20 protein-coding genes are annotated in these 22,534 nt (G+C 40.9%); 12 read left to right on the top strand and 8 right to left on the bottom strand.

Features of this window, described 5'->3' with window-relative positions:
- Nucleotides 1-28: 28 nt before the first annotated feature.
- The 4 genes from BVC89_RS24740 to BVC89_RS24725 all read right to left on the bottom strand — a co-directional run bounded on the left by BVC89_RS24740 (nt 29) and on the right by BVC89_RS24725 (nt 5,845).
- Nucleotides 29-304 carry a helix-turn-helix domain-containing protein gene (locus tag BVC89_RS24740; RefSeq protein WP_086933776.1) on the bottom strand — a complete coding sequence of 92 codons (276 nt, stop codon included), beginning with the start codon at nt 302-304 and terminating at the stop codon, nt 29-31.
- Between the two features lie 365 nt (nt 305-669).
- Entirely contained in the window at nt 670-2,514 is a 1,845-nt protein-coding gene (locus BVC89_RS24735) for a hypothetical protein (protein ID WP_086933775.1), read from the bottom strand.
- A 309-nt stretch (nt 2,515-2,823) separates the two neighbouring features.
- Nucleotides 2,824-4,773, bottom strand: coding sequence for a di-heme-cytochrome C peroxidase (locus BVC89_RS24730; RefSeq protein WP_216825043.1), 1,950 nt, complete (start codon nt 4,771-4,773; stop codon nt 2,824-2,826).
- A gap of 313 nt (nt 4,774-5,086) precedes the next feature.
- The gene (locus tag BVC89_RS24725) at nt 5,087-5,845 is read right to left on the bottom strand and encodes a hypothetical protein (protein WP_086933773.1); all 759 of its coding nucleotides are present in this window, start codon (nt 5,843-5,845) and stop codon (nt 5,087-5,089) included.
- Nucleotides 5,846-6,052: 207 nt separating this feature from the next.
- Here BVC89_RS24725 and nrdR point away from each other — a divergent pair, with 207 nt between their 5' ends.
- The 11 genes from nrdR (at nt 6,053) to BVC89_RS24670 (ending at nt 14,715) form a co-directional block, all read left to right on the top strand.
- The gene (nrdR, locus tag BVC89_RS24720; RefSeq protein WP_086933772.1) at nt 6,053-6,511 is read left to right on the top strand and encodes a transcriptional regulator NrdR; all 459 of its coding nucleotides are present in this window, start codon (nt 6,053-6,055) and stop codon (nt 6,509-6,511) included.
- 9 nt (nt 6,512-6,520) lie between these two features.
- A complete protein-coding gene (gene ribD / locus BVC89_RS24715; protein ID WP_086933771.1) occupies nt 6,521-7,591 on the top strand; it encodes a bifunctional diaminohydroxyphosphoribosylaminopyrimidine deaminase/5-amino-6-(5-phosphoribosylamino)uracil reductase RibD in 1,071 nt (356 codons plus the stop codon).
- An 86-nt stretch (nt 7,592-7,677) separates the two neighbouring features.
- On the top strand, nt 7,678-8,340 hold the full coding sequence (locus BVC89_RS24710) for a riboflavin synthase (RefSeq protein WP_086933770.1): 663 nt from the start codon (nt 7,678-7,680) through the stop codon (nt 8,338-8,340).
- Nucleotides 8,341-8,369: 29 nt separating this feature from the next.
- Entirely contained in the window at nt 8,370-9,476 is a 1,107-nt protein-coding gene (gene ribBA / locus BVC89_RS24705; protein ID WP_086934743.1) for a bifunctional 3,4-dihydroxy-2-butanone-4-phosphate synthase/GTP cyclohydrolase II, read from the top strand.
- 28 nt (nt 9,477-9,504) lie between these two features.
- Nucleotides 9,505-9,972: a 6,7-dimethyl-8-ribityllumazine synthase gene (gene ribH / locus BVC89_RS24700; protein WP_086933769.1), complete on the top strand. Its 468-nt coding sequence runs from the start codon at nt 9,505-9,507 to the stop codon at nt 9,970-9,972.
- Nucleotides 9,973-9,987: 15 nt separating this feature from the next.
- The gene (gene nusB, locus BVC89_RS24695) at nt 9,988-10,443 is read left to right on the top strand and encodes a transcription antitermination factor NusB (protein ID WP_086933768.1); all 456 of its coding nucleotides are present in this window, start codon (nt 9,988-9,990) and stop codon (nt 10,441-10,443) included.
- Nucleotides 10,443-11,435, top strand: coding sequence for a thiamine-phosphate kinase (gene thiL / locus BVC89_RS24690; RefSeq protein WP_086933767.1), 993 nt, complete (start codon nt 10,443-10,445; stop codon nt 11,433-11,435). Before nusB ends, thiL begins: the two co-directional genes overlap by 1 nt.
- A gap of 79 nt (nt 11,436-11,514) precedes the next feature.
- On the top strand, nt 11,515-12,162 hold the full coding sequence (locus BVC89_RS24685; RefSeq protein WP_245929224.1) for a retropepsin-like aspartic protease family protein: 648 nt from the start codon (nt 11,515-11,517) through the stop codon (nt 12,160-12,162).
- A gap of 72 nt (nt 12,163-12,234) precedes the next feature.
- On the top strand, nt 12,235-12,834 hold the full coding sequence (gene ribA, locus BVC89_RS24680; protein ID WP_086933765.1) for a GTP cyclohydrolase II: 600 nt from the start codon (nt 12,235-12,237) through the stop codon (nt 12,832-12,834).
- A 59-nt stretch (nt 12,835-12,893) separates the two neighbouring features.
- Nucleotides 12,894-13,301 carry an MAPEG family protein gene (locus tag BVC89_RS24675; RefSeq protein WP_086933764.1) on the top strand — a complete coding sequence of 136 codons (408 nt, stop codon included), beginning with the start codon at nt 12,894-12,896 and terminating at the stop codon, nt 13,299-13,301.
- A gap of 130 nt (nt 13,302-13,431) precedes the next feature.
- Nucleotides 13,432-14,715, top strand: coding sequence for a retropepsin-like aspartic protease family protein (locus BVC89_RS24670; RefSeq protein ID WP_086933763.1), 1,284 nt, complete (start codon nt 13,432-13,434; stop codon nt 14,713-14,715).
- Nucleotides 14,716-14,778: 63 nt separating this feature from the next.
- Here the strand turns inward: BVC89_RS24670 and BVC89_RS24665 are convergent, their stop codons facing one another.
- From BVC89_RS24665 to BVC89_RS24650, 4 genes are all read right to left on the bottom strand, one after another.
- A complete protein-coding gene (locus BVC89_RS24665; protein ID WP_086933762.1) occupies nt 14,779-15,738 on the bottom strand; it encodes a hypothetical protein in 960 nt (319 codons plus the stop codon).
- A 272-nt stretch (nt 15,739-16,010) separates the two neighbouring features.
- Nucleotides 16,011-17,255, bottom strand: coding sequence for a family 43 glycosylhydrolase (locus BVC89_RS24660; RefSeq protein ID WP_086933761.1), 1,245 nt, complete (start codon nt 17,253-17,255; stop codon nt 16,011-16,013).
- Between the two features lie 313 nt (nt 17,256-17,568).
- On the bottom strand, nt 17,569-18,609 hold the full coding sequence (locus BVC89_RS24655; protein WP_086933760.1) for a hypothetical protein: 1,041 nt from the start codon (nt 18,607-18,609) through the stop codon (nt 17,569-17,571).
- A gap of 124 nt (nt 18,610-18,733) precedes the next feature.
- Complete coding sequence (locus BVC89_RS24650) at nt 18,734-19,873, bottom strand: hypothetical protein (protein WP_086933759.1); 1,140 nt, start codon at nt 19,871-19,873, stop codon at nt 18,734-18,736.
- Between the two features lie 942 nt (nt 19,874-20,815).
- On the opposite strand from BVC89_RS24650, the gene BVC89_RS24645 reads away from it, so the two are divergent.
- Entirely contained in the window at nt 20,816-21,694 is an 879-nt protein-coding gene (locus tag BVC89_RS24645) for a hypothetical protein (protein ID WP_158658108.1), read from the top strand.
- Nucleotides 21,695-22,534: the final 840 nt, after the last annotated feature.

Here is a 22,534-nt window from a genome sequence, read left to right as displayed (position 1 = left end):
CTCAACGCCTATACATTAACTCAGTTGGTCATGTTGCTACCTGTGCAGCCTTCAAAAACGTATCAATGACCTGTACTAACTGTCGCCGCTCTTTGGCGGGTAACTTCTCAATTTGCTGAAATCGACGTTGCAAACGATTGTCCGTTTTAGCCGCTTTTTGCTTAACTGGCTTAACACCCAGCAATTCATCAGTGGTCACATTTAACGCTTTAGCTAAATCCACCAACAGGTTAGCGGGTGGGTGGTCGCTCTCCGTTTCATAGTAGGCAATCACACGTCGAGTTGAACCGATCTCGTCAGCCAGTTCCTTCTATGTATAGCCTGCATCCTTTCTTAATTGTGATAAACGCTTGCCCGAAATCGGCCAGTGTTTCGCTTACATATTAAGGAAATCCACACAGCCACGCACCCAGCCAAAGCCAGTCGAGAATCGTCGTCATTGGACGCTATGGAGTTATCGGACAGTCCGTAAAGGGCTTGTTTATGGGAGGCTCTGAGCTTCTACCTCCGCTTGTCACATGGCTTGCAAAAGGCCGCAAGCCAAGACGCCAAGCTACCTGTATGCTAGGCGGGAGGTTGGTCCCTTCGTAAGATAGCTTGCAATTACGGGAAGTAAGCTTATTTATCTAGCCGCTCTTTAATGAGCGGCTTTTGTTTTTTGTATTTATTTTACCCTTCTATAATATCAAAGACTGTATCTCTAGGGCCATTGAATGGCGGTATGCCGCTTGGTGTTGTGCTTGGGCATGTGCAATTGGGAGAGCCTAATTCACAGCGTATGGCATGTTGGCAGCGATTTTGGGGGAGGCTTAAATTACCGTTATTGGGACATTGGCAAATACCTTCTTCATTTTTAATTGGCATTTCACCGTCGGCGCAATTTAACACAGCACTACATGAATTTTGTTCAGTGGTTGAGGTTTCAGTTGCTTTATTTATACAAGCGATAAAATCTGAAGATAGATTTTGCTCTGGGAAGTGTGGACTATCGGGGCCGAAGTAAAGCACTCTAGGGTCAACAGGTTGCGGAGTATCATTTATGACAGGCTTTATTTCTTTCGAGTTGGCAATGACACACTTGCGTAAGTCCTCAAACTCATCCCGTGGGCCGCAGGCATTGTTACAATCAATATCTTCTGGTGAACAGCGATTGTTTGTTCCTTGGGATTTATTGTCAGCACGCTTTTTACCTTCTTCTTTTGCCTCTTTACAGGTTTTTACGTCCGAAGGGCCTTTTTTTGCACAATTCCTTTCTTCAGTCTCTATTGATTTTTCAATATTTTCTTTCTGTTTTTTTAATTTCTCTCTTTTCTTTTGTAAGTCTAGTTGGCGTTGATAAATACCATCGCGTTCTTTTTTTAGCTTCTTGATTTTTTCCTCAGTTTCAACACTACCATCATCAAATTCTTCTTCTGTTGCAATGTCGGTATTTAATGCTTCCCATTTCTTATCAAGGTGTTCTATTGTATTGTTAATAACGGTTATGTCTTTATTAACTTGGTTTAACTTTCTAAAAAGAACTTCCATTTGATTAACTACAACGGGAACCGGCCCATCCGGGTCGATTAAGGAGGGTTTGCCGAGCATACACTGACGGCTTATATTAGCTCGAAAAAAGTTTTTATTGTGTAAACATGCTAAAAATCGTTTGTTCTTGTTATGTTTTGAGAAGCATACGGCAATGTCCGACCGTGTCGACTGTAGATGTTCTCTCGCACATTTTAGGATATCTGCTTGTTGGCGATCCGTGAGTCCTGTTCCATTGTTATTAGATTGGCAGAAATTTTCTATATCTTGTTCGTCTTTATATATATCGCTGTTAAAATGGCTTAATACAGGCGGTGTTTCTCCCAATGATACTGCTAGGTTATTTTTCGCTGTATTTTCATCACATACTGCTTTTCGGCAAATAAGCGTTTCGGAGTTTGCGAAGTTTTCTAATTCCTCAATGGAACATAAATCTGCATTGACGTGGCCCGAGTATATACCGTGGAGTATGGCGTATTGCTCTTGCTCATCGATCTTTATTAAATTCTCTCCCCTCGCCATATATGTAGCGGCAAAATTATCTTGATGTGCTTCGAAAAAAGTCGCTAACCATGAATTATGTAGAGAAGTAAAAGTATCTATCCCTAGGTCATGGAGTAAAACAACTAAAGATAAGAAATCTGCGTTTTCTTTTGCCGGGTGCTCTAATAAAAATTGTTTAATGGTTTCGCTCGGCCTTTCTAATTCGGCTATTGTTGCACATCGAAGCACCCTATAGATTTTTACCAGATTAGACTCTGCTTCTATTAGCTCTTGTTTATCAATAGCGTGGCGATAGTTTTCAAGTAATTCATCAAATTGACTGAGCTGATAAGCATAATTAAAACAACCGGGAATAGGCGTTTGTCCGTATAACGCTTGCCGCAGCTCTTGTTGTTCCTGGAAATCAATATCTTGGCAAATTCCAGTGAAGGAAAAAAAGGTTAAAAAGATGATTGCTGTAATTTGGAGGATCTGAGGATTCATTGCATTATTTCCCTATGATAATTTAACAAAATATAAAATCTGACCAAACTAGGTCGTGGTGACTATAACAGAGATTAAATATTGTTCTATAGCTATCGGGGAAAAGGAAAAAATATTGGTGTGCAATTTTCTGTATTGGTAATGTGTTATCAAATACTTTACTTAAGAATCTCTATTAATATTCACTTAACTTCTTAAGTATTTTATATCGGTGATTAACTCGTTTTATTCAGTAGGTATGGTAGTAGGTATATTTATATGGCTATATTAAGTATTTCATATAGCCATATGCCTAGTTGCTTTTAATACTTAACTATTTATAGAGAGTGTTTTTAAATACTCGATAATCTGATAGCGCTCTTCTTCTGATAATTTTCTCCCTATCACCCCACGGGTATTGGGTTTGTCATCGAAGACATGGCCAGTATTAAAATTGCCTAACTCACGTGTATCTAAAATAAAACGTCCATCTTTATAGTCTGCCATAACCCGATGGTGGATTCTGGTGTTCTGGTTAAGCTTGTTTATCTGCTTGCCTTGTAAAATTCCGACGTTTTTAGCATCAAATGCTTGGTTGCCTAGCTCAATAAAAGTAGGACGTTCGTTTTGTGGTGATAATAGGTCGTATAGGGTAGCTATAGAACCGTTATGTAAGAAGGGCGCCGTCGCCCAGACACCATTTAATGGACGGGCTTTGTAGCCAAGCCCCGCTTGTAAACAATTGGGTCGTTTGCCCTCGTATAAGGCTTGTTCTTGTTTGGAAAAAACATAGTTCTGTTCAAACCATTGATCATTAGTCCGTTGCACAAATGCGCCCAATGCAAGTGCAAACATACTGGTCGAACTATCGTTTAGAGGGACATAACTTAAATAACCCAATGTATTTTTTTCTTCGTATAATTTGGAGGGAGTGCGTGTACAAACCTGAGTGGCTAAGTTTAAGCCGCTGGTGTCGACGGTACGTTCGGGCAAGACCTTAGCTTGGGATGGATCTGTACCGATTTCGTCCAAACCAATAACAACCAATTGTAGGTATTTCTCTTCTGTTTTTATTTCTCTTCCATCCCGTTGGTAACTGATTGGATACCAATATTTATCGCTCCAAAAGTCTTCGCTGGAAATTGGCGGCAGGTGGCAGCCCTGGCAAAGAGACTGATATAGGGCCGCGCCTTTCTGAGCTTTTTCTTGATCGATAGCAGGAAGGTTCGATGGCCAGCTGGGAGCGTGTATACCATTGAACTGCTTGGCATCAAGAGGATGGGTTCCTCCTAACCAATCCTCAATCTCTACAAGATTCTTTATTGGAATTGAGGAGGCGAAGCGTTGCTGCTTACTTGCCTCTGTATTAATAGTGGCAGCTGTTATATTGACGTAATCTTCTGTTGTATTGTCGAAGCCTGCAGTGCTATTAACATAGGCTTTAACCCCCAAAGCTTCTCCCGCGTTACGAATTAGGGGCTGCATAATCGAAGCATCATACTGTACCCAGTCAAACCAGGAGGTTGTCCAAATATGAGGATAATTTACCGGTGCATTAATAGGGGCATAATTGCGATTACGATTCATTCCTGTTGCAAATACAGTGTTACCTATACGATTTAACGCGTCTAAACGGGTAAAGCCTTCGGTAACATTAATCGTATCGTTCTGCTTAACAAGTTTGCTAATTGTTGCTGCTAGCTCTTTTTTTAAGGTTGCGCGAGTGAGCACATTATAATTACTACCCAACACCCGTCCTGCAAAGCGTTCGAAACGCCCATTGAATAACATCAATTTACTGGAAAGCGCGGTTTGCGCCAGTGCTGCACCTAAAGACTGATTGAGTAAACCTAAATCTGTCATTGCTGGGCCGCCAGTCACTACGTAACGTTTGTCTTCGTATGTGAACTGGCCGGTATGACAGGCTGCACAAGTAAAGCCTAAGGCCGTGGATTTTCGATCTATGCCGGGGAAATATATGCTTTGAGTTTGCGCAAAGCCTATAGGGAGTTTATCGGGGTTATCGACAGATTTTGTTCCTTTTATAAAACCTAGGCGTAATATATATTCTTCAAAAAATGGTTTTTTTTGACCGAGGAAAATAAACCATGGATTAGATTTAGGCTCTTCTAACGCCAAAATCCACTCGTAGGGGATGGGCAGAGTTGCTGTGCCTTGTGACGCGTGGTTAAACCACTGTTGATTATGTTTACCCCAGCCAGTGGGGTTAAGTTGCTCTACTTTGTACTCTTTGTAGTCAGGTAAAACCGGGGGCGTCATAGCATATGCTAATTCCTGGATAATCCCGCGTATACTGAAAAAACAATATAAAGTGACAAGAGTTGTTACTACTATTATCCAATATCTTTTACGTTTGTATCTTGGTCGGTTCATAGCGGAGCTGGCATTACTCATATTCTCATGACCTCAATGATGTAAATATATTATGTGGAAATCTTCACCGGGTTTGTCATTAGCTATTTGCACAGTATTTCAAAACATAGCATAAAGTCTTGTTAGAGTTTGGCTAAGTTGGAAATATTTGAAAGGCTATTGTTTTTGATCATTTAATTGTGAAAGTCTTACTCAACTTCTATTTGGGTGAGGGCTTTTTAAAACTGGGTTTTGTTATTTTTTCTAAGGTAAAAGATTTGAGAGATAGGCCGCCATCTTTTTTACAGTCAACGGCATACCACGTGCCATCCAATATGCCGCCACTATCGTCTCTCCTGAAAGTGCAGCCGTTACTCGCGGTGTAGTGCAGATCTCCATATGCGTCCGTGGTAAGTGAGAGCTGGTTATGGAGTGGAAGACTTCTCGACTGAGATATCCTCTTTTTACGCAACTTACCTAGCTCTTGTCTTAATACTGGATTAAAGATATTACTGCCCTGTGGCAAATCTGTAGTCTTAGGGAGGTGGCCTGGTGAACTAAGTTTTATTGCTTCTTCTAATAGCTGATAAGTAGGCACTGTGGATGGTGGTGTTATTTTAGGTGTTATCCTACTTTTACTTTTAGGGGGTGGACTTTCTTCTGTTGTATTTTCTTGAAATGCTATAGGTGAGTTTGCAACAGAGGCTGGGAGTGTCGTTTGAGGTGGCGCCTCCTTACTCACGACTTTAGCCGGCTCTATTATGTTCTTGTTTTGTAGCAAAGTGATATTAACTACCGGCGTTTCATCGCTATCTTTTATCTGCGTAAAAAAAAGACGTGTTGCTCGATATTCCATTAGCCAAATCATAGAAACCATCGCCATTACCAACCACAGACAACTCTCAAAGCTCAAAAACTTCGGTGTAATTGGGGGGGCTTGCTCTATTAATTCTTGCCAGTCTGCTAGCATGGCGTCCATTGAGGCTCAGTTTATCTGCTGCTAAGACCCATGGTTTTCGTCATTTGTTCGAAAAAAAATGCCTTTGCCTAATTTAATCGCGTTAAGCCAGCTTTAAAGGCAAATAGGTGGGGCTTAATTAGAGTTAACAAGCCCCTATTAGCCTAATAATATTTCGTGGTTAATTTGTGCTAGAATGTCATCTTTTTATTCCAGGCAAAAATATTTATGCATTGCCCTTTCTGTGGTGAAACAGACACTAAGGTTATTGACTCTCGGCTGGTGGCAAGCGGCTCGCAGGTGCGTCGTCGAAGAGAATGTTTAAGCTGTCACGAACGCTTCACAACTTTCGAGTCCGCCGAGCTATTGATGCCAAAAATCATTAAACAAAATGGTTCCCGAGAACCGTTTGATGAAGAGAAATTACGTAATGGCTTTGCCAGGGCTCTGGAAAAGCGGCCCGTTAGTGTCGAAAACATGGAAGCCTCTATTAATAAAGTAAAGCACTACTTACAGGCCCTTGGTGAGCGAGAAGTCACTTCCTTGGTGATAGGAGAAAGGGTGATGGATGAGCTGCGTTTGCTTGATCAAGTAGCCTATGTGCGTTTCGCCTCCGTATATCGGAGTTTTCAAGATTTGAGTGAATTTCAACAAGAAATTGACCGACTTCAACAAGATCATAATTAAATTAAGTGTATGTCTGATCGTGAAATAATGGTGCGTGCCTTGCGTTTGGCAAAGCAGGGTTTAAACACAACTACCCCTAACCCCAGAGTTGGTTGTGTGTTAGTGGACGATGCTATGAATATCGTCGGTGAGGGGTTCCATGCGCGCGCTGGTGAGGCCCATGCTGAAATCAATGCTCTGGCTGCCGCGGGAGAAAAAGCGAAGGGCGCGACAGCCTATGTCACCCTTGAACCTTGTAGCCACCGCGGACGCACCGGTCCATGTGCCGATGCGCTAATTGCTGCTGGTGTGGCGCGGGTTGTATATGCGATGGAAGACCCCAATCCTGAAGTAAGTGGTGCCGGATTAGATAAGTTGCGAGCCGCAGGTATTATTGTCGATGGCCCTTTGCTGGAAAGTGAGGCTCGAGAGTTAAATCTGGGCTTTATTAAGCGTATGCGACAGAAGATTCCCTATATTCGCTGTAAGATGGCGATGAGTGTGGATGGCCGCACAGCAATGGCCAGTGGTGAAAGCAAGTGGATTACTGGCCCCGATGCTCGTGCCGATGTGCATAAATTACGCGCGCGCAGCTGTGCCATAGTAACAGGGGTAGAGTCAGTCATTCATGATGATCCTGCACTTACGGTACGCTTGTCTGAGACTGAGCGCCAGCCGCTTCGCGTTATTGTTGATACACATAGTCGATGCCCGCTAAAGGCCGATATCCTCAATCAGCCCGGGAATACTATTATTGCTTGCGCTCAAGGAGAGGCTAAGGATGATGGGCGTAACTACTGGGAATTGCCGCAAAAGGATGGCCATATCAGCCTCTATGCCTTAGTGCGCAAGTTAGCTGATGAAGGATGTAATGAAGTACTGGTTGAAACAGGAGCGACCTTGGCTGGTGCGTTTGCTGCAGCCGGTTTAATTGATGAGTTTATTATTTATGTTGCGCCTAAATTAATGGGCAGTAGTGCACGTCCCTTATTTCATCTTCCGATTGATAAGATGCGCAGCCAGTTACCTCTATCCATTGAAGATATTCGTCGTGTTGGCGAGGATTGGCGTATTACGGCATATCCTGACCCAGAGGGGTAGCCATGATTGTGATGTGTGGTTATATAACGTTATATGGCTACGCTACTTTTAATCAAAGTTATTACTAAATAAAAAGTGAGTGTTAGATGTTCACGGGCATTATTCAAGCTATTGGTGAAATAGCGTCCATAGAGAAACGCAGTGGTGATGTCAGGTTGACGGTTTTCTCGTCATCTTTACCGTGGGACGACGTTGAGCTGGGCGACTCGATTGCCACTAACGGCGTCTGTTTAACGGCAGTAGCCTTCATTCCCCAAGGCTTTATCGCCGATGTTTCCGTTGAAACATTGGATTTAACAACAATAAAACATTGGCAAAAGGGCACTGCTGTAAACTTGGAAAAGGCCTTAACCCCCCAGTCTCGCCTCGGCGGTCATATTGTCAGTGGCCATGTGGATGGTATGGGAGAGGTGGTGAGTCGGGAAAAAGACGCGCGCTCAGAGCGCTTTAAATTGCGGGCGCCAAAAAGCTTAGCCAAATATATTGCTCATAAAGGCTCGATTACTATTGATGGCACCAGTTTGACAGTGAATGAGGTCGATGGCGATATATTCGATTTGAACATTGTTCCCCATACTTTAGATCACACTGTTATCGGCAGCTATAGCCCAGGCACACAAGTGAATTTAGAGGTGGATGTCATCGCACGTTACCTTGAACGGCTATTGATGGGAGATAAAGCAGCTGAATCCGGCACTGCTAGCCAAATGACTGAATCATTTTTGGCTCAACACGGTTACTTAAAATAGACGAATGTAAACGGTAAAACGTAATGACTATGGAACTCAATACAGTTGAAGAAATAATTGACGATATTCGCCAGGGAAAGATGGTAATTCTGATGGATGACGAAGATCGTGAAAATGAAGGCGATTTAGTCATCGCTGCACAGCAAGTGCGGTCTGAAGATATTAATTTTATGGCAACTCATGCTCGTGGACTGATTTGTTTAACCCTATCGGAACAACGTTGTAAGCAGCTGGGTTTGCCTCTAATGGTGGATGATAATCTCTCCGTCCATACCACTAACTTTACTGTTACTATCGAAGCGGCTGAAGGTGTGACAACAGGTATCTCTGCGGCTGACCGGGCGCGCACGGTAAGAGCTGCCGTTGCCGCCGAAGCTAAACCTCAGGATATCGTACAGCCGGGGCATATTTTCCCTATCATGGCACAGCAAGGTGGCGTGCTTACCCGGGCGGGGCATACAGAAGCTGGCTGCGATCTTGCGCGCTTCGCTGGCTATGACCCATCTGCGGTTATTGTTGAAATCATGAACGAAGACGGTACTATGGCGCGCCGGCCAGAGTTGGAAGTGTTTGCCAAAACCCACGGTCTCAAGATCGGTACTATTGCAGATCTTATTCATTATCGAATGCTCAATGAAAAGACGGTCACTTGTATTAATGAGCGACAGGTAACCACCCAGTATGGCGACTTTAATTTGATGACATATCAAAATTCAGCACATGATGAGCTGCATTTTGCGCTAGTAAAAGGTGATGTTAGCTCGGGTGAGCCGGTGATGGTGAGAGTTCATGTAGGCAATACCTCACGAGATGTGCTCACTATTCAGCGGGATGAACAAGACAGTGCTTCTTGGAACTTTCATCGAGCGATGCAGTGCGTTGCCGATGAGGGGCGTGGTGTGGTGGTGTTGATATGTCACAATGAAACGACCCATGAAATTGAAGACAGTATTGAGCGAGTATTGACCGGCAAACAAGCGCGCTTAAAGCAGGATATGTCCTATAAGCAAATAGGTGCTGGCGCTCAAATCTTAAAAGAGTTGGGTGTACAGAAAATGCGTTTAATGAGCGCACCTTTAAAGTTCAGTGCTATTTCTGGCTTCGACCTTGAAGTCACTGAATATATAAAACCTTAAATACTATTGGAATAAACGAGAAATACCCATGGCAATAAATGTAATTGAAGGTGATTTTAGTTCGGTAAGTGGTAAGTATGCGTTGCTTGTTAGCCGCTGGAATAGTTTTGTTGTAGAGCACTTAAAAGAAGGTGCAATCGATACTCTGCGTCGTCAAGGTGTTAGCGATGATGATATTGAAATTGTCTACGCCCCCGGTGCATTCGAATTTCCATTGGCAGCACAGAAATTAGCGCAAACCAAAAAATATGATGCCATTATTGCCTTAGGGGCCGTTATACGTGGTGGTACTCCTCACTTTGACTATGTGGCTGGTGAATGTACCAAGGGCCTTGCTCAGGTATCGCTGAACACTGGGTTGCCTATCACTTTTGGTGTTTTGACAGTGGATTCTATCGAGCAAGCAATCGAGCGCTCGGGCACTAAAGCTGGCAACAAAGGAGCCGAAGCTGCTCACACGGCACTGGAAATGGTGTCACTGTTGAAAAATATTTAATAAAAGAGAGAATTAATGAAAGTTTCTGCTGCAACCCGCAGTCGTGCGCGCCATTTTGCCATGCAGGCTATTTATCAATGGCAAATGACCAGCAATGCTATAAACGTTATTGAGGCTGAATATCATACCGACAATGATATGTCGAAAGTGGATGTTGAGTATTTCCATGAGATATTTCGCGGTGTGGCGATGAAGAAAACCACCTTAGATGAAATGTTTTCGCCATATCTCAAAGGCTTGCAGCTAGACAACGTTGACCCTGTGACTTTGTCGATCTTGCGCCTAGCGTGTTTTGAATTTAGCGATCGGATCGATGTGCCTTATCGCGTTGTGATTAACGAAGCGGTAAATATGGCGAAAAAATTCGGCGCAGCAGATAGTCACAAGTTCGTCAATGGTGTTTTAGACAAGGTGGCTCTAGATGTGCGTGCTACTGAAGTTAACGCAAAAGACACTAAAGCAAAGAAATAATGGTAAGCGCTCTCAACGCCAATCCTCTTGATGAATTTGCACTTATCGATCGCTATTTTAAGCGTTTGGTGGAGTCATCTCATGTGACACTGGGAATTGGTGATGACTGCGCACTTGTCGACATCCCACATGGCCATCAGTTAGCCTTTTCAATTGATACTCTGCTAGCTGATGTACATTTTTTTGCCAAAGCAAACCCCACTTATATTGCACACAGAGCATTATCTGTTGCCTTAAGTGATCTCGCTGCCATGGGAGCAGAACCCTTGTGCTTTACCTTAGCGCTATCCCTTCCTGAGGCTGATGAAAAGTGGCTTGCTAGTTTTAGTGAAGGCTTATTGGATTGTGCTAAGCGTTATAGCTGTCCTCTCGTGGGGGGCGATACAGTGCGTGGCCCCCTGTGTATTTCTATTCAGGTGCATGGAATTGTGCCGTCAGGCCAAGCTATGGTTCGCAGCGGTGCCGAAGCGGGTGATGGCATTTATGTAACAGGGAGTTTAGGTGATGGGGCTGCTGCTTTAAGTGCACTTAAAGGCAGTTTTTCTGTCAATGATTCAGCGGCCCAATACTTACGTCAGCGTTATTATCAGCCGATACCACAATTGGAGCTAGGGCAAAAACTGCGAGGTATTGCCAGTGCTGCGATCGATATTTCCGATGGTTTAGTGGCTGATCTAGGACATATTTGTCGTGCTAGTGGGAATAGTGGTGAGCTAGGCGCTGAACTTGATTTACAGGCTTTGCCAATTTCAGATGCAGTTTGTCAGCACACACAAGCTGAGCAGTGGCTAGAATGGGCACTTTATGGCGGTGATGATTATCAACTTTGCTTTACTGTTAGCCAGTCAAAGATTGCCAGCCTTGATCGTTTGATAGCAGATGAGAATTTTGCTATCAGCCGAATTGGAGAAATAACTCGGCAACAAGGAATTCGCTGCAGTGAGAGTGAGAAATTATTGAGCAAAAGCAATACGGGCTATAAACATTTTTAATGCCCAATAAGCAGGAAAAATACATACTATTAGAAAGTAGATGGTAGCTTACGGATATACCATGCGGTGGCTTAAGATCATGAAAAGATTATATTGGCTTGTTGGTCTCATTATATTTTGTGGTGCAATAGATGCCTATGCACAGGATAATATTGTTGTTACAGGCTTGCTCAAAAACATGGTTGTACTGGAGGTAAACGGTGTTCAGCGCACTATTCGTGCTGGAAAAACGTCACCAGAAGGTATCTTACTTGTCAGTGCTGATACAAAAAAGGCAATCGTTGAAATAGACGGAAAACGGCATACTCTTCAACTTTCACGACGGATTGGCGGTGTTAAATATTCTGCGCCAGCTAAAACTGTGGTTAGAATTCCCGGCGGTCGAGGGGGGCACCATTACACTCCAGGTAGAATTAATGGGCGATCTGTCAATTTCTTAGTGGATACTGGTGCGACGTCTCTATCACTTAATTCGATTATGGCAAAGAGTATTGGGATTAAATTTTCTTCGGGTAAGAAAATTAGTTTGCAAACAGCTAACGGTATTACTAGCGGCTATCAAGTCACCTTACAAAGTGTTGCTGTTGGAGATCTGAAATTAAGCAATGTTGAGGCGGTTGTTGTCGAAGGTCAGTATCCTGCTGAAATTTTACTGGGCAATTCCTATTTGTCGCGTGTTAATTTTAAAGTAGAAAGTGGTGTATTGATTTTAGAGTCGAAGTATTAGTTCTTAGTGAACTAATTTGTTAACGATATATTATTTTTACTGTATTTATAAAAGTATTTGAGGACGTTATTAGTGGCGGTTACATACGTCGAAACATCTAAATTGCCCACCCCTATGGGGACTTTTCAAATCCATGGGTTTATTGATGATGAAGATGGCAAAGAACATATTATTTTATCTATGGGCGATCTGGCCAGTGGTGAACCCACGTTGGTAAGAATTCATTCGGAATGCCTTACCGGGGATGCGCTTTTTAGTTTGCGTTGTGATTGCGGTGCGCAATTGCAAGCGGCGATGGAAAAAATTGCTGCAGAAGGACGAGGGGCTATTTTTTATCTAAGGCAGGAAGGCCGAGGTATTGGCTTAACAAATAAAATTCGCGCTTATCAATTACAAGATAATGGTGCCGATACTGTCGAAGCTAATGAGAAACTTGGCTTTGGCGCTGATATGCGTGATTATTCCATGTTAAAGCCTATGTTTGAAAAAGTGGGCATTACGCGCGTAAAACTTATGACTAATAACCCACGTAAGATTGCTGCGTTAAAAGACTTAAACGTTGAAGTTATTGAGCGACTCGCCCATGAGACAGGGCGTAACCCCCATAATGCAAATTATTTGGAAACTAAAAAAGGCAAGCTTGGGCATTTAATTGCTGGCGAAGATAAATAACGCCAATTAGTGGTTGCTGTCTGGCCCGTTGGATAATAATACTTTAATAAGGAAGCAATATGACTCTATATATCACTGGTTTATACGCAAGCTTAGCTTACTTGATTATTATATTCTTGGCTTTTCGAGTTATAAAATATCGAAGGGTCTTTAAAGTCGCTATTGGCAGTGGTAGTCAAAAGGAGTTGGATGTGGCTATTCGCTGCCATGCCAATGCGCTTGAGAATCTTCCATTGGCACTTATCTTACTCGCTTGTGCAGAGATAACGGGTCTTGCGAGCCTTTGGCTGCATTTGGCTGGCACAGTATTAATCATCAGTCGTATTGCCCATGCTCAGGGTTTAACTGTATCAAATGGAGGGGTTGCCAAAGGGCGTTTCTATGGCACTTTAGGAACATGGTTAACCATGCTGGCTTTAGCTGGTTTCAACATTTTCCAGTTTGTTGTACGTGGGATAAGTGGGTAAATCCTTTGATCCGATCTATCAGAGCTGGGTAAGGGAATTCCTTTACTTTTCTGTGGTCGATAGGTAAAGATTGAGAAAACTGTTTATCTTATATATCTATTGAGGGGCTTATATATTAAGCGTAAAGCAAATGATGTCTCGACTTACCGTTATATTCGCTCTATGTATAGGCTTTGTATTAGGGTGGTACGGACATGGAGTTCTTGCGCCGCCTCTTAATTCGCAACAAGCTCTTAACATTCCCACCTTTATTGACAATAAAGTTGATACGGTTACGCCATTTCATTCCCTTGCTGAGAAAAAGATTGTTGTTTTGGAGGCTGATGGGCATGAAAAAAATAACTCCCTTACTGGCGATGCTGAAAACCCAATACCTACACAAAGTACAACTGATATATCACAGGTTTTTGTCAAATATCTCGATAATAGAAACTATTTTGATGCTATTCAGTTTTTTCAGGAAGTAAATGACAGCGATCGTATTGCTGGTAATGCTCTAAAAAAGATTCTACTGACGCGCCTTAGTCTATTGCTCGAGCAAAACTTAGCAGAAGACTTTACCGAACTGGCTAACGCTTATTTGACAACTTACTATGAAGACTTAGATGTATTGTTGATGTTGGCTGAATTTAATCGCCAGACTGAGTACTATATTGAAGCTATAGGTGTATTTCAGCTAGCAAAGGAATATGCCTATTCTATAAAAGATAATGAAAAAGTTATTAAAGAATTTACCGAGTTTCTCAGCAAAGTTGATAAGTTTCTGAGTGAAAGTCTCAACTGGTACACATTGAGCCAGGTTTATTTGCAGGCAGATATTGTCGGTTTGCTATCACCCCAACAAAAATTTCGGCAAGCGCAGGTGGTGTTAGAAAATGGAGATCTCTATCACGCTAAGCAAATACTGTCCGATTTATCAAATGATTCCCGAGTTGCAGCTGACGTTAAGCAATTGTTAGCTAAAATAAATGATACGCCAAGCGATGGCTTGGCTGATACTAGCGATCGTTCGTCGCGCTTTTCAAGTGCTGTTGCGTTAAATCCACGTGGCAATCAGTACTTAATTGATATTTCATTAGGTGATAATACTTCTAGCACATTATTGATTGATACTGGAGCCTCTATGACAACATTATCACGTAGTGCTTTTGAAAACATAAGCCATGCGATTGATTATTCACACGCAGGATCGCGTATGTTTAGTACTGCTAATGGCTTAACTAAAGGTAGTGTGTATCGTGTTGACACTTTCACCATTGGTGACTTTGAAATTGCAGATACTCTCGTTGCCGTGCTTGACTTTGAAATGGGGGGAGGTGTGCATGGTTTATTGGGAATGAATATTTTAGGTAATTTCAAATTCCAAATAGAGCAGGATTCTCATCAACTTCTACTTGAACCTCGACAAAACTAAAAACTCTTTAGTCTTCAACCGATAGCAATTAGTGTTAACTGACACTTTTGCTACAGTGGCAATTCATTGAATTGTAGTGTTGTGTGCTCCGAATAAATCAGAATAGCCACGTAAAGCTTGTTGTTTAGCTTCACTTGGTGGCAATGAGTCAATCCAGTTTTTAGCACCTTCTGAGTCACCTTTATTCCAATTACTTGCAACCGCATAAGCAATGTTTGAGTGTAATTCTTCTGGATATTGATAAAGAGAAATACGTTCGTATTTAAAGTCATCTGAGTCTATACGGCTTGATGCCATGAAAGCCATTTCTTTATGACTCTCATAGGAACCTGAAGCATTATTAGTAATATCACTTGCTAGCAAGCTAAGTACTTTATTTGGGTCTACATAAACTAACGTGTTAAGTATTTGATGTTTTGCGATCTGAGCAAGTTCTCCTTCAAAAGATATCTCGCTCCAGTATAGGGCTTGTTCAGGATCAATTCGTGTATATTCAGATACATAGTTATAAACTAAACGCTGCTTGCGACTACTGCTTGGTAAACCTGCAATAGCATCGCCGGCAGCATGGAAGTCACTTTCCATGTAAATAGCAATAACATTATAAAAATATCCATCCATCATGTCGGATTCATCGTCAACCAAGTGCAGCCACTCCAAAGCCGCTTCTGGATCTATTTGCGCCCATTGAGTGAGCAGTTCGTTAATTCGTGTACTATTTTGATATAGGTCGTTAGAGTCGGAGTTAAACAGCTCGTCAAGGCTATCGACAAAACCATTATTCTCTATATTATTTGTAACGTTGCTAACGCCTAACTCAGTTTGATTAGAGCGAGTTTTTTCAGAGTGAAATGCTTGCATGTTTTTCTGTGTAGCATTTGCAGACAAGTTAGAGGCTGTATTTATTGGGTGATGGGGGTGAACGGGAGTCTCAAGAGACATTGACGTAATACCAAGATAAATGCCAACTGATGAGAGAGATACTAATGCAGCGATAATGAAACTTTTATTTGGAGTCTTCATTTCTTATCCGATCCAAGAAGGAAGCTACTGAAAACTGTTAGGGTAACTAACTTACATGTTTTATTGCGACCAATCTTAAAAGGGTGTCACATCCTTGTGACTCAGGGGATTGGTAGAGCTATTTCATAACTGCTGCACTTGCCGATACGGCGTTAAAAATACTCTCAAAATGCTCATTTACTTCGTGTAAACTCCGCTTTTTCGATTATTTTTGCCCTGTCTCGCCTGCGCTCACGAGTTATGAAACAGCTTCTAGTTAATTGCCAATATTTTTAATTGCCAATACTTGGCACATTGACTTTTCTATCAGGTCTGAAAGGCTTCACCTGATTACGCTTATTAGCATCCACCTCTACTTGACTGTACATCGCTTTACGGAAAGCCCAAGGTGCGCCGAAAGCTGATTTATGGTCGTGATAGAAAGAAAAGTATTTGTCCTTCCACTTAATAACAGAGCCATGTTTAGTACCTTGGGTACCAAATGAGTGAACTTGTACACCAGGTCTAGTATCGAACATATGGTCGGGTCTATTGTTATTCCATGCTACAGCTTGTTTCAATTCATAGCCTGCGGGGTAGAAACCACCACCTGGTTTTGCTTGTTTCTCGGCGCTCACACTGGCGTATTGCACCCACAAATCATTACCGGCGTAATAAGCGTCTGGCCCTTCTAAATAACTGTCTCTATCAAGTTTTAAATCTCTTGGGTTTGATATGGAGGTGAAGTTGGAATCGATTTTGGCCATCCAGATAGATTTAAAGTAAAGAGGCTGGCCGTTGTCTCGATACCTAAGTGCGCCAGTTTTTTTATCTCTCGCTTGCTCTGTGCCGGTTTTAACATAAAAAATGTACCACTGGTTACCAACCTTAATCGCAGATGGATCAAAAACGTGGTCAAAACCATTGGCCGTGGAAATTGGATTGGGACGAGCTGTAAATGGCCCTAGAGGATTGCTAGCAGTTGCGACGCCAATTCGTTGATGATTGTTTTTGGCCAGAGTGGGGAATAGCATGTAGTAGGTATTTCCATTTTTCACTACATCAGGTGCCCACATTGTGGCGCTTCCGCCATGGCCTTCTGTTGTTTGCTGTCTCGCCCACGGAACGCTCGCCTGCCAGACCAAGCCACCGTGGGTTGTCCAGTTTCTTGCGTCTAAATTTGCTGTGGAGTTTGTAAATACTCGATACTGCTGCATACAGAAATGACCGTTGCCTTTGTATCGCTTGGCTATAGCTCTATCGGTATTGCATAGATCTTTACTATCTGTAGATGTGTAAACGTAAACTTTTTCTTCTCCATTGTGATTAAACACAACGGCGGAAGGGTCTGCGGTACCTTCTGGTGTCATTTTGCCTAACAAGGGTTCCCAGGTATTCATATTAGGTAGTTCGGCACGATTTCTAAGTGGTTGTGCGTGAGTGGTTACTGCTGCTACGATAACAGAAGTTACAACACTAACCACTGCTATAGACTTTAAAAATAAGGCGGATGTTTTCTTCAACTTGGGGAAATGCATTTTTAAGATTCCTCAATTTAAATATTCATTATTATTAAATTTATATATGGGGAGTCAAAACTTTACTGAATATGCATAGTGAGCAACGAAGATAATAAAACACAGATAACTCAAATTGTAAACGATTACAGTGTTAATTATTAAATAATGACGAGTTTTCTATTCTGCAATTTGTGTCTATGGGGTTGGCAGAGCTCGTCATTACTGGCCTGATCGTATTTATAATTCTTTTTAATAAAGAATTTTTTTTAAAGCTAAATAACGAAAAAAACCAATAATAACGCGCCCTAGATTAAAACGATTGGGATAAAACTTAGCGGTCTAGTGTGTCGAAGATCGTAGCGGATATACTTTTGTTACTGCTTCCATTCACCTCTCGTACTCTAGTGAACCAGCTCCACGCTCGAGTACTGGTGTTAGTTGCAAAATCTATATTTAAACCGCCAATTGCACGATTGTTGACGACGGTAGTAAGTGCGCCTCCTGGTCTAGAGTTGTTGCGCAATTCATCGTGGTCGCCACGGTCAGCCATGATAATGGGAAAGTGATTATGGAGCAGGGAACCTGGTCCTCTAGCACTGGCTAATTGACCATTTGAGCGCACGCTGCTGCTACATGATTCCACATCACCGGCAAAGCGTGCTCCACATGCACTATGCATACCCACAACACTATCATCGTAACCACGTATAAAGCCTTTAGTGATCCGTGCGAACGCATCTCCTGCACCAGCGACTCTCAAGCGGGGAAAGCTATTGTTTTGCTGAGCGATACTACGAGCTTTGGCAACACGTAAATCATTAAGTACGCCGAGTCTTTCCGGAACAAAATTAACGCCCAGTACGCCACCTGCAATTGTGCGGACAATACCTGTTATTGGCCCGCGAGTTTCTGCGGTGCTGACAGCCAAATCTGCAAGGCCTGTACCACCACCTGCACCAGCCAAATCAATAACGCTTAATACTTTAAATCTTCGCTGGTCAATACCCCATTGATTTAGCCGCGTTAATGCATCACGCAATACTAAATCTCCTGTTGAATGCGTTACAAAGATACAGCCGTTAGCGCATAGACCACGTCTTTCATAATCTAAAAACTGGCTGCGAACAGCATCTTTAATTCTCCCCTGTACCCGTTCATGTGAAGGATATACGAGAGTTGCTTCCGCACGTGATGCCCAAAAGTCTTGCCAGTACTGAGGGCCCTCCCTTAATTGATCTGCTTGACTTGGACGGGTATTTAAATGTTCAGAAATAAAACCATGAACGAGAACAACATTTTTGCCTGCTAACTTTGCTTGGGCAGTAATACTAAAAAGTATAGAAACAACTACTAATAATAATTTAGTTTTCATCACGTTACCTTAGATTATTGTTATTGGTTTTAATTATTTTTATTTCTACTTTCTTAACTAAAGGGCACCTCTAATTAAACTCTCGTCATAACTTAAATTGAGAGCTGATGTTTTTACTCCATTATTATTGATCACCTGAGTCATCCACAGACCCAAGACTACGTAAAAAATCTAATCTTTCTTGTGCTTGTTCATCAACATACTCTTCGTCAGAATAGTCTGAAAAAGGAAAGCCGCTTATATTAAATTGAGATTGTGAACTTGATGCAGGTGCGTCAAAGTCTTCCCCAACATCAGCGCCTTTGTATATCTGCAGGCGTCGCAATATATAAGGGCCTTCTGAAGCTTGATGTTTGAGTGCAGCAATGTGAGCTTTGAGATACATTGTTGCTGCACCTTGAGGCAAACGAGACTCTGATTGTAATTGAATAAGTGGACGTCCACTATCTGCATCTTCAAGCACTCCATTTAGAAAATAGTAACCGCCGCGAAATACTTCAAGCTCTAGAGGAATTATTAACTCTGCACCTTCTGGTTTTGCTGGTAATGCGTCAACTATTCTTGCAGATGCGATGGCATAGCGAAATGCAACAGTTGTATGTAAATCTCGATTGCCAACAACTACATTTAATTTTATTGACATTTCAGGTGTCAATAACTTTTTTGGTGCTTTTCTAGTGTCAAAATTCGCCGAAAATTGAGTTGCATTCTGCCCACTTGACTGAAATTGAATTTCTGAAGGGAGATCTCCATTTGTACCTGACACTACGCCATTTACTGCTATGGCAACACCTTTTGGAGCGTTGCTAATATTTACCTGTATAATTACGGTATCATTTTCGAAGTATTGAAAAGTATCTGTGGCCGCAGAAATTCTAATTGGATTCTTATCGTCGTTATTTAATGGAAATGGAAGACTAACTTCTGATTGTTCGAAAGGTTCATATTCTCTTACGTCTTCAGGGTTATAAATCGGTTGAGAGGTTAGCGGGTACTTAATGTTTTCTGCGTATATATCTGCGGCTTGTTGCACCTGAGCCTTAATTACTTCGTTTTCATAAGGATTAATTTCTTCCGCAGCTTTCTGAGTAGGGGGGCTAACTTTTTTTGTTTGTTGTTCTTGTTGTTTTATATTTACAACTTTCTCTTTCTCTAAAGGTGAGACATTATTTCGATGGCTGGAATTCTTTTCAGGTAATAAAAAGATAAAAGTTATCAAACTTAGTAAAAGACCTGCAGTGGCCAGCCATATCCAACGCTTCATATTTTTTCTCGATACATACTTAGCTGTTTTACCCTATGGGGGAGAGTAAACTAAGGTATAATAATTAGAGTAAAAGTAATTCACCATTAACGGTGAGTGAACGGAAATAATTATAAATTAAATCTATTTTTTTTAATTCGTATGTTAATTTATATTATGGCAATTAACTGAATAGGTTTATATCAAAAATGTATGTTCCATACCAGATGAAATTTTCTCTATTTGATACTTAAGTTATAAATTGTTTGATATCTTATATAAAACCTAATAATAAGCTATGGGTTTATATTTTTTTGTTTATGGTCTTGGTCGTTATTATCGATTTTTTATGGTTTTTAAAATAAAGGTGTTCTGTACTTTGGGGATTGCAAAAGAATAAGCATATAGTTGGCGTATACTTGGAGTCAGGGATCTTGATAAGACTTTTATAAACCTTAATACAAAGTCTTCAATACTGAATTGCCTGTGTTCTTAACTAAAGCCGCCAAGACAATTTTTTTGGCATTAAAAGGTATTTGTTGGCGTAATTTTTGCCCTCGGGGTGCCACATTTTTATATTACTTATTCTAAGAGATCATAGCTCATTTTAGGTGCTAGCTTATCACTCTCGACGGTTATCTAGAAAATCTATTGTAAAGGATATTGCCTCTGTCATAGTTGCTCTATACTCGAGAGTAAATCTTTGCAATCCGATATGAAATAAATTTCAATTCTTACTTTATTAAAAAGAAGAAAGCTTATGCTTTTTTATTTCAATTACTTATTGAATATCATCTCATTGCATAAAAATATGTTCGTATAGATGGCTTTAATTACTTATAATTGTATCGATAGTAAGTGGCAGCAGAGCTAACGATTAAATTTGATCTGTCCTACCCATTTTAAGCTTATTTAATAGAGTGCGCCCCCGGTTAACTCTTCCCATTTAAGGAATACGGGACTGTGGTTCTTATTCAGACTAAGATGTGTGTTTTAGTAACGATTTTGATACTGCTGAGCCAGCTATGCTCGGCCGAATTAGTCGTCTCTCACAATATTTCCAAGAAAAAATTTCTTGAAGGAGACTTTGATTATGAATTAAAGCTTCTTATCTTAGGTCTAGAGTATACAAAAGATGAATATGGCGACTATCGTATTGAGCCTATTCGTGATGATATGAGCTACATCCGGCGTATAGAGCGGATGAGCTACAATCACTACACAAATTTTATAACAGCCATGCCGTATCAGGATAACTTATCTGAAGATGCAAACTTGGTATATGCCCCCTTCCCGGTGTTTCTAGGGGTGTTAGGGTATAGAACCTGTTTTACTTCTGCTGAGAGTAATAAACGTTTAGCTAGTGTTAAAAATACAAAAGACTTACTCACGTTTACTCATGGACAAGTTCGAGGTGAACTGGATGTGGAAATCCTAAAAAACAATGGTTTTATTGTTAAAGAGTCATCTAGTTATATGAGCCTATTTCGTATGGTAGCTGTCAACCGTTTTGATCTTTTTTGCAGAAACCCCGAGGATGCACTTGCTGAGTATAATTATCATCAGAAGGTTCCAAATTTCATTTACAACCGAGATATCGCGATCCATTATCCTATGCCTTATTTTTTTTATGGACATGTCTCTGACCGAAAATTAATTGAACGTATCAATAAAGGTTTAGTCCGGGCCTTCAATAGTGGTTCTGTTGTTAAATTGTGGAAACAACATTTTCAGGAAAACATCGATTTTATAGATTTAAAAAATAGGAAATTATATCCCTTTGAAAACCATCTCTTAGAGCATCTAGATGATAGTTATACCCAATATGTTTATGCTCCTTAAATCTTACCTAAATAAATATTCTGCATTAATTCATTCATTTTTAGGCTTATTTTTTCACTTATAAATTTCTTTATTTCTTATTTTTCCTTTGTGTGAACTGTGTCGCAAAGTGCCTGTACTACTGTTCGGTGAAATATACATAGTGTGCTGTGCGTGAATGACATACCTTAAAATTCTGGCTTGGAAATATAGATTAGGTTTGTCGGTCTGGAATCTATGTCTAGCTAGTGTTCATACTATAGTAGTTTTTAAACGCTGAAGATTTTTTTGAGTGGTAAAACTTGATACGTTATTGGCAATCCAAAGTTTACTAATGCAACGACAAACAACTACTAATTTTAATAATATTCGGAAAGATAAAAATAGGTTAGCACTTTCAGTTTGTGCTGAACTATTTTAATAGTTCCAATTTATATATTTATCTCTTCTTAAACTTTCACAAGTGATTTTCTCGTGGCATGCAATTTTTCACCTTAAACCTTATGTTTATGGTTTTTTTTTATTTGTATTTTTTGATGACAATATAATTATTTAATGCTGATTTTTTGTGGAATCGGCTTGCACTAGTAAAAATTTAAAAATATATTTCAAGAAAGAGTTTTGAAATATACCTGTTGAAATTTTATGGATTAATACTGTTTTATTAATTCTCTCTTATGAAAACTTATGAAAAGTGGCACGTATTGCTTTTCTTTGATTAAAATGGTGCAGTGAAAATGAAGAATTTAGTAAAAGGAATCACCCGTATCCCATTCCCTGGAATATTTGCGTTTTCAATGTTAGTTCTACTGTTTGTATTTTTGTTAGTGCTTAATGGTGGAGCTTCAGTTGGGCATTCTT

The sequence above is a fragment of the Agarilytica rhodophyticola genome, assembly GCF_002157225.2.
Classification (GTDB): Bacteria; Pseudomonadota; Gammaproteobacteria; order Pseudomonadales; family Cellvibrionaceae; genus Agarilytica; species Agarilytica rhodophyticola.
The sequence above is the reverse complement of the archived record's forward strand: the minus strand, read 5'-3'. Positions and strand labels throughout refer to the sequence as shown.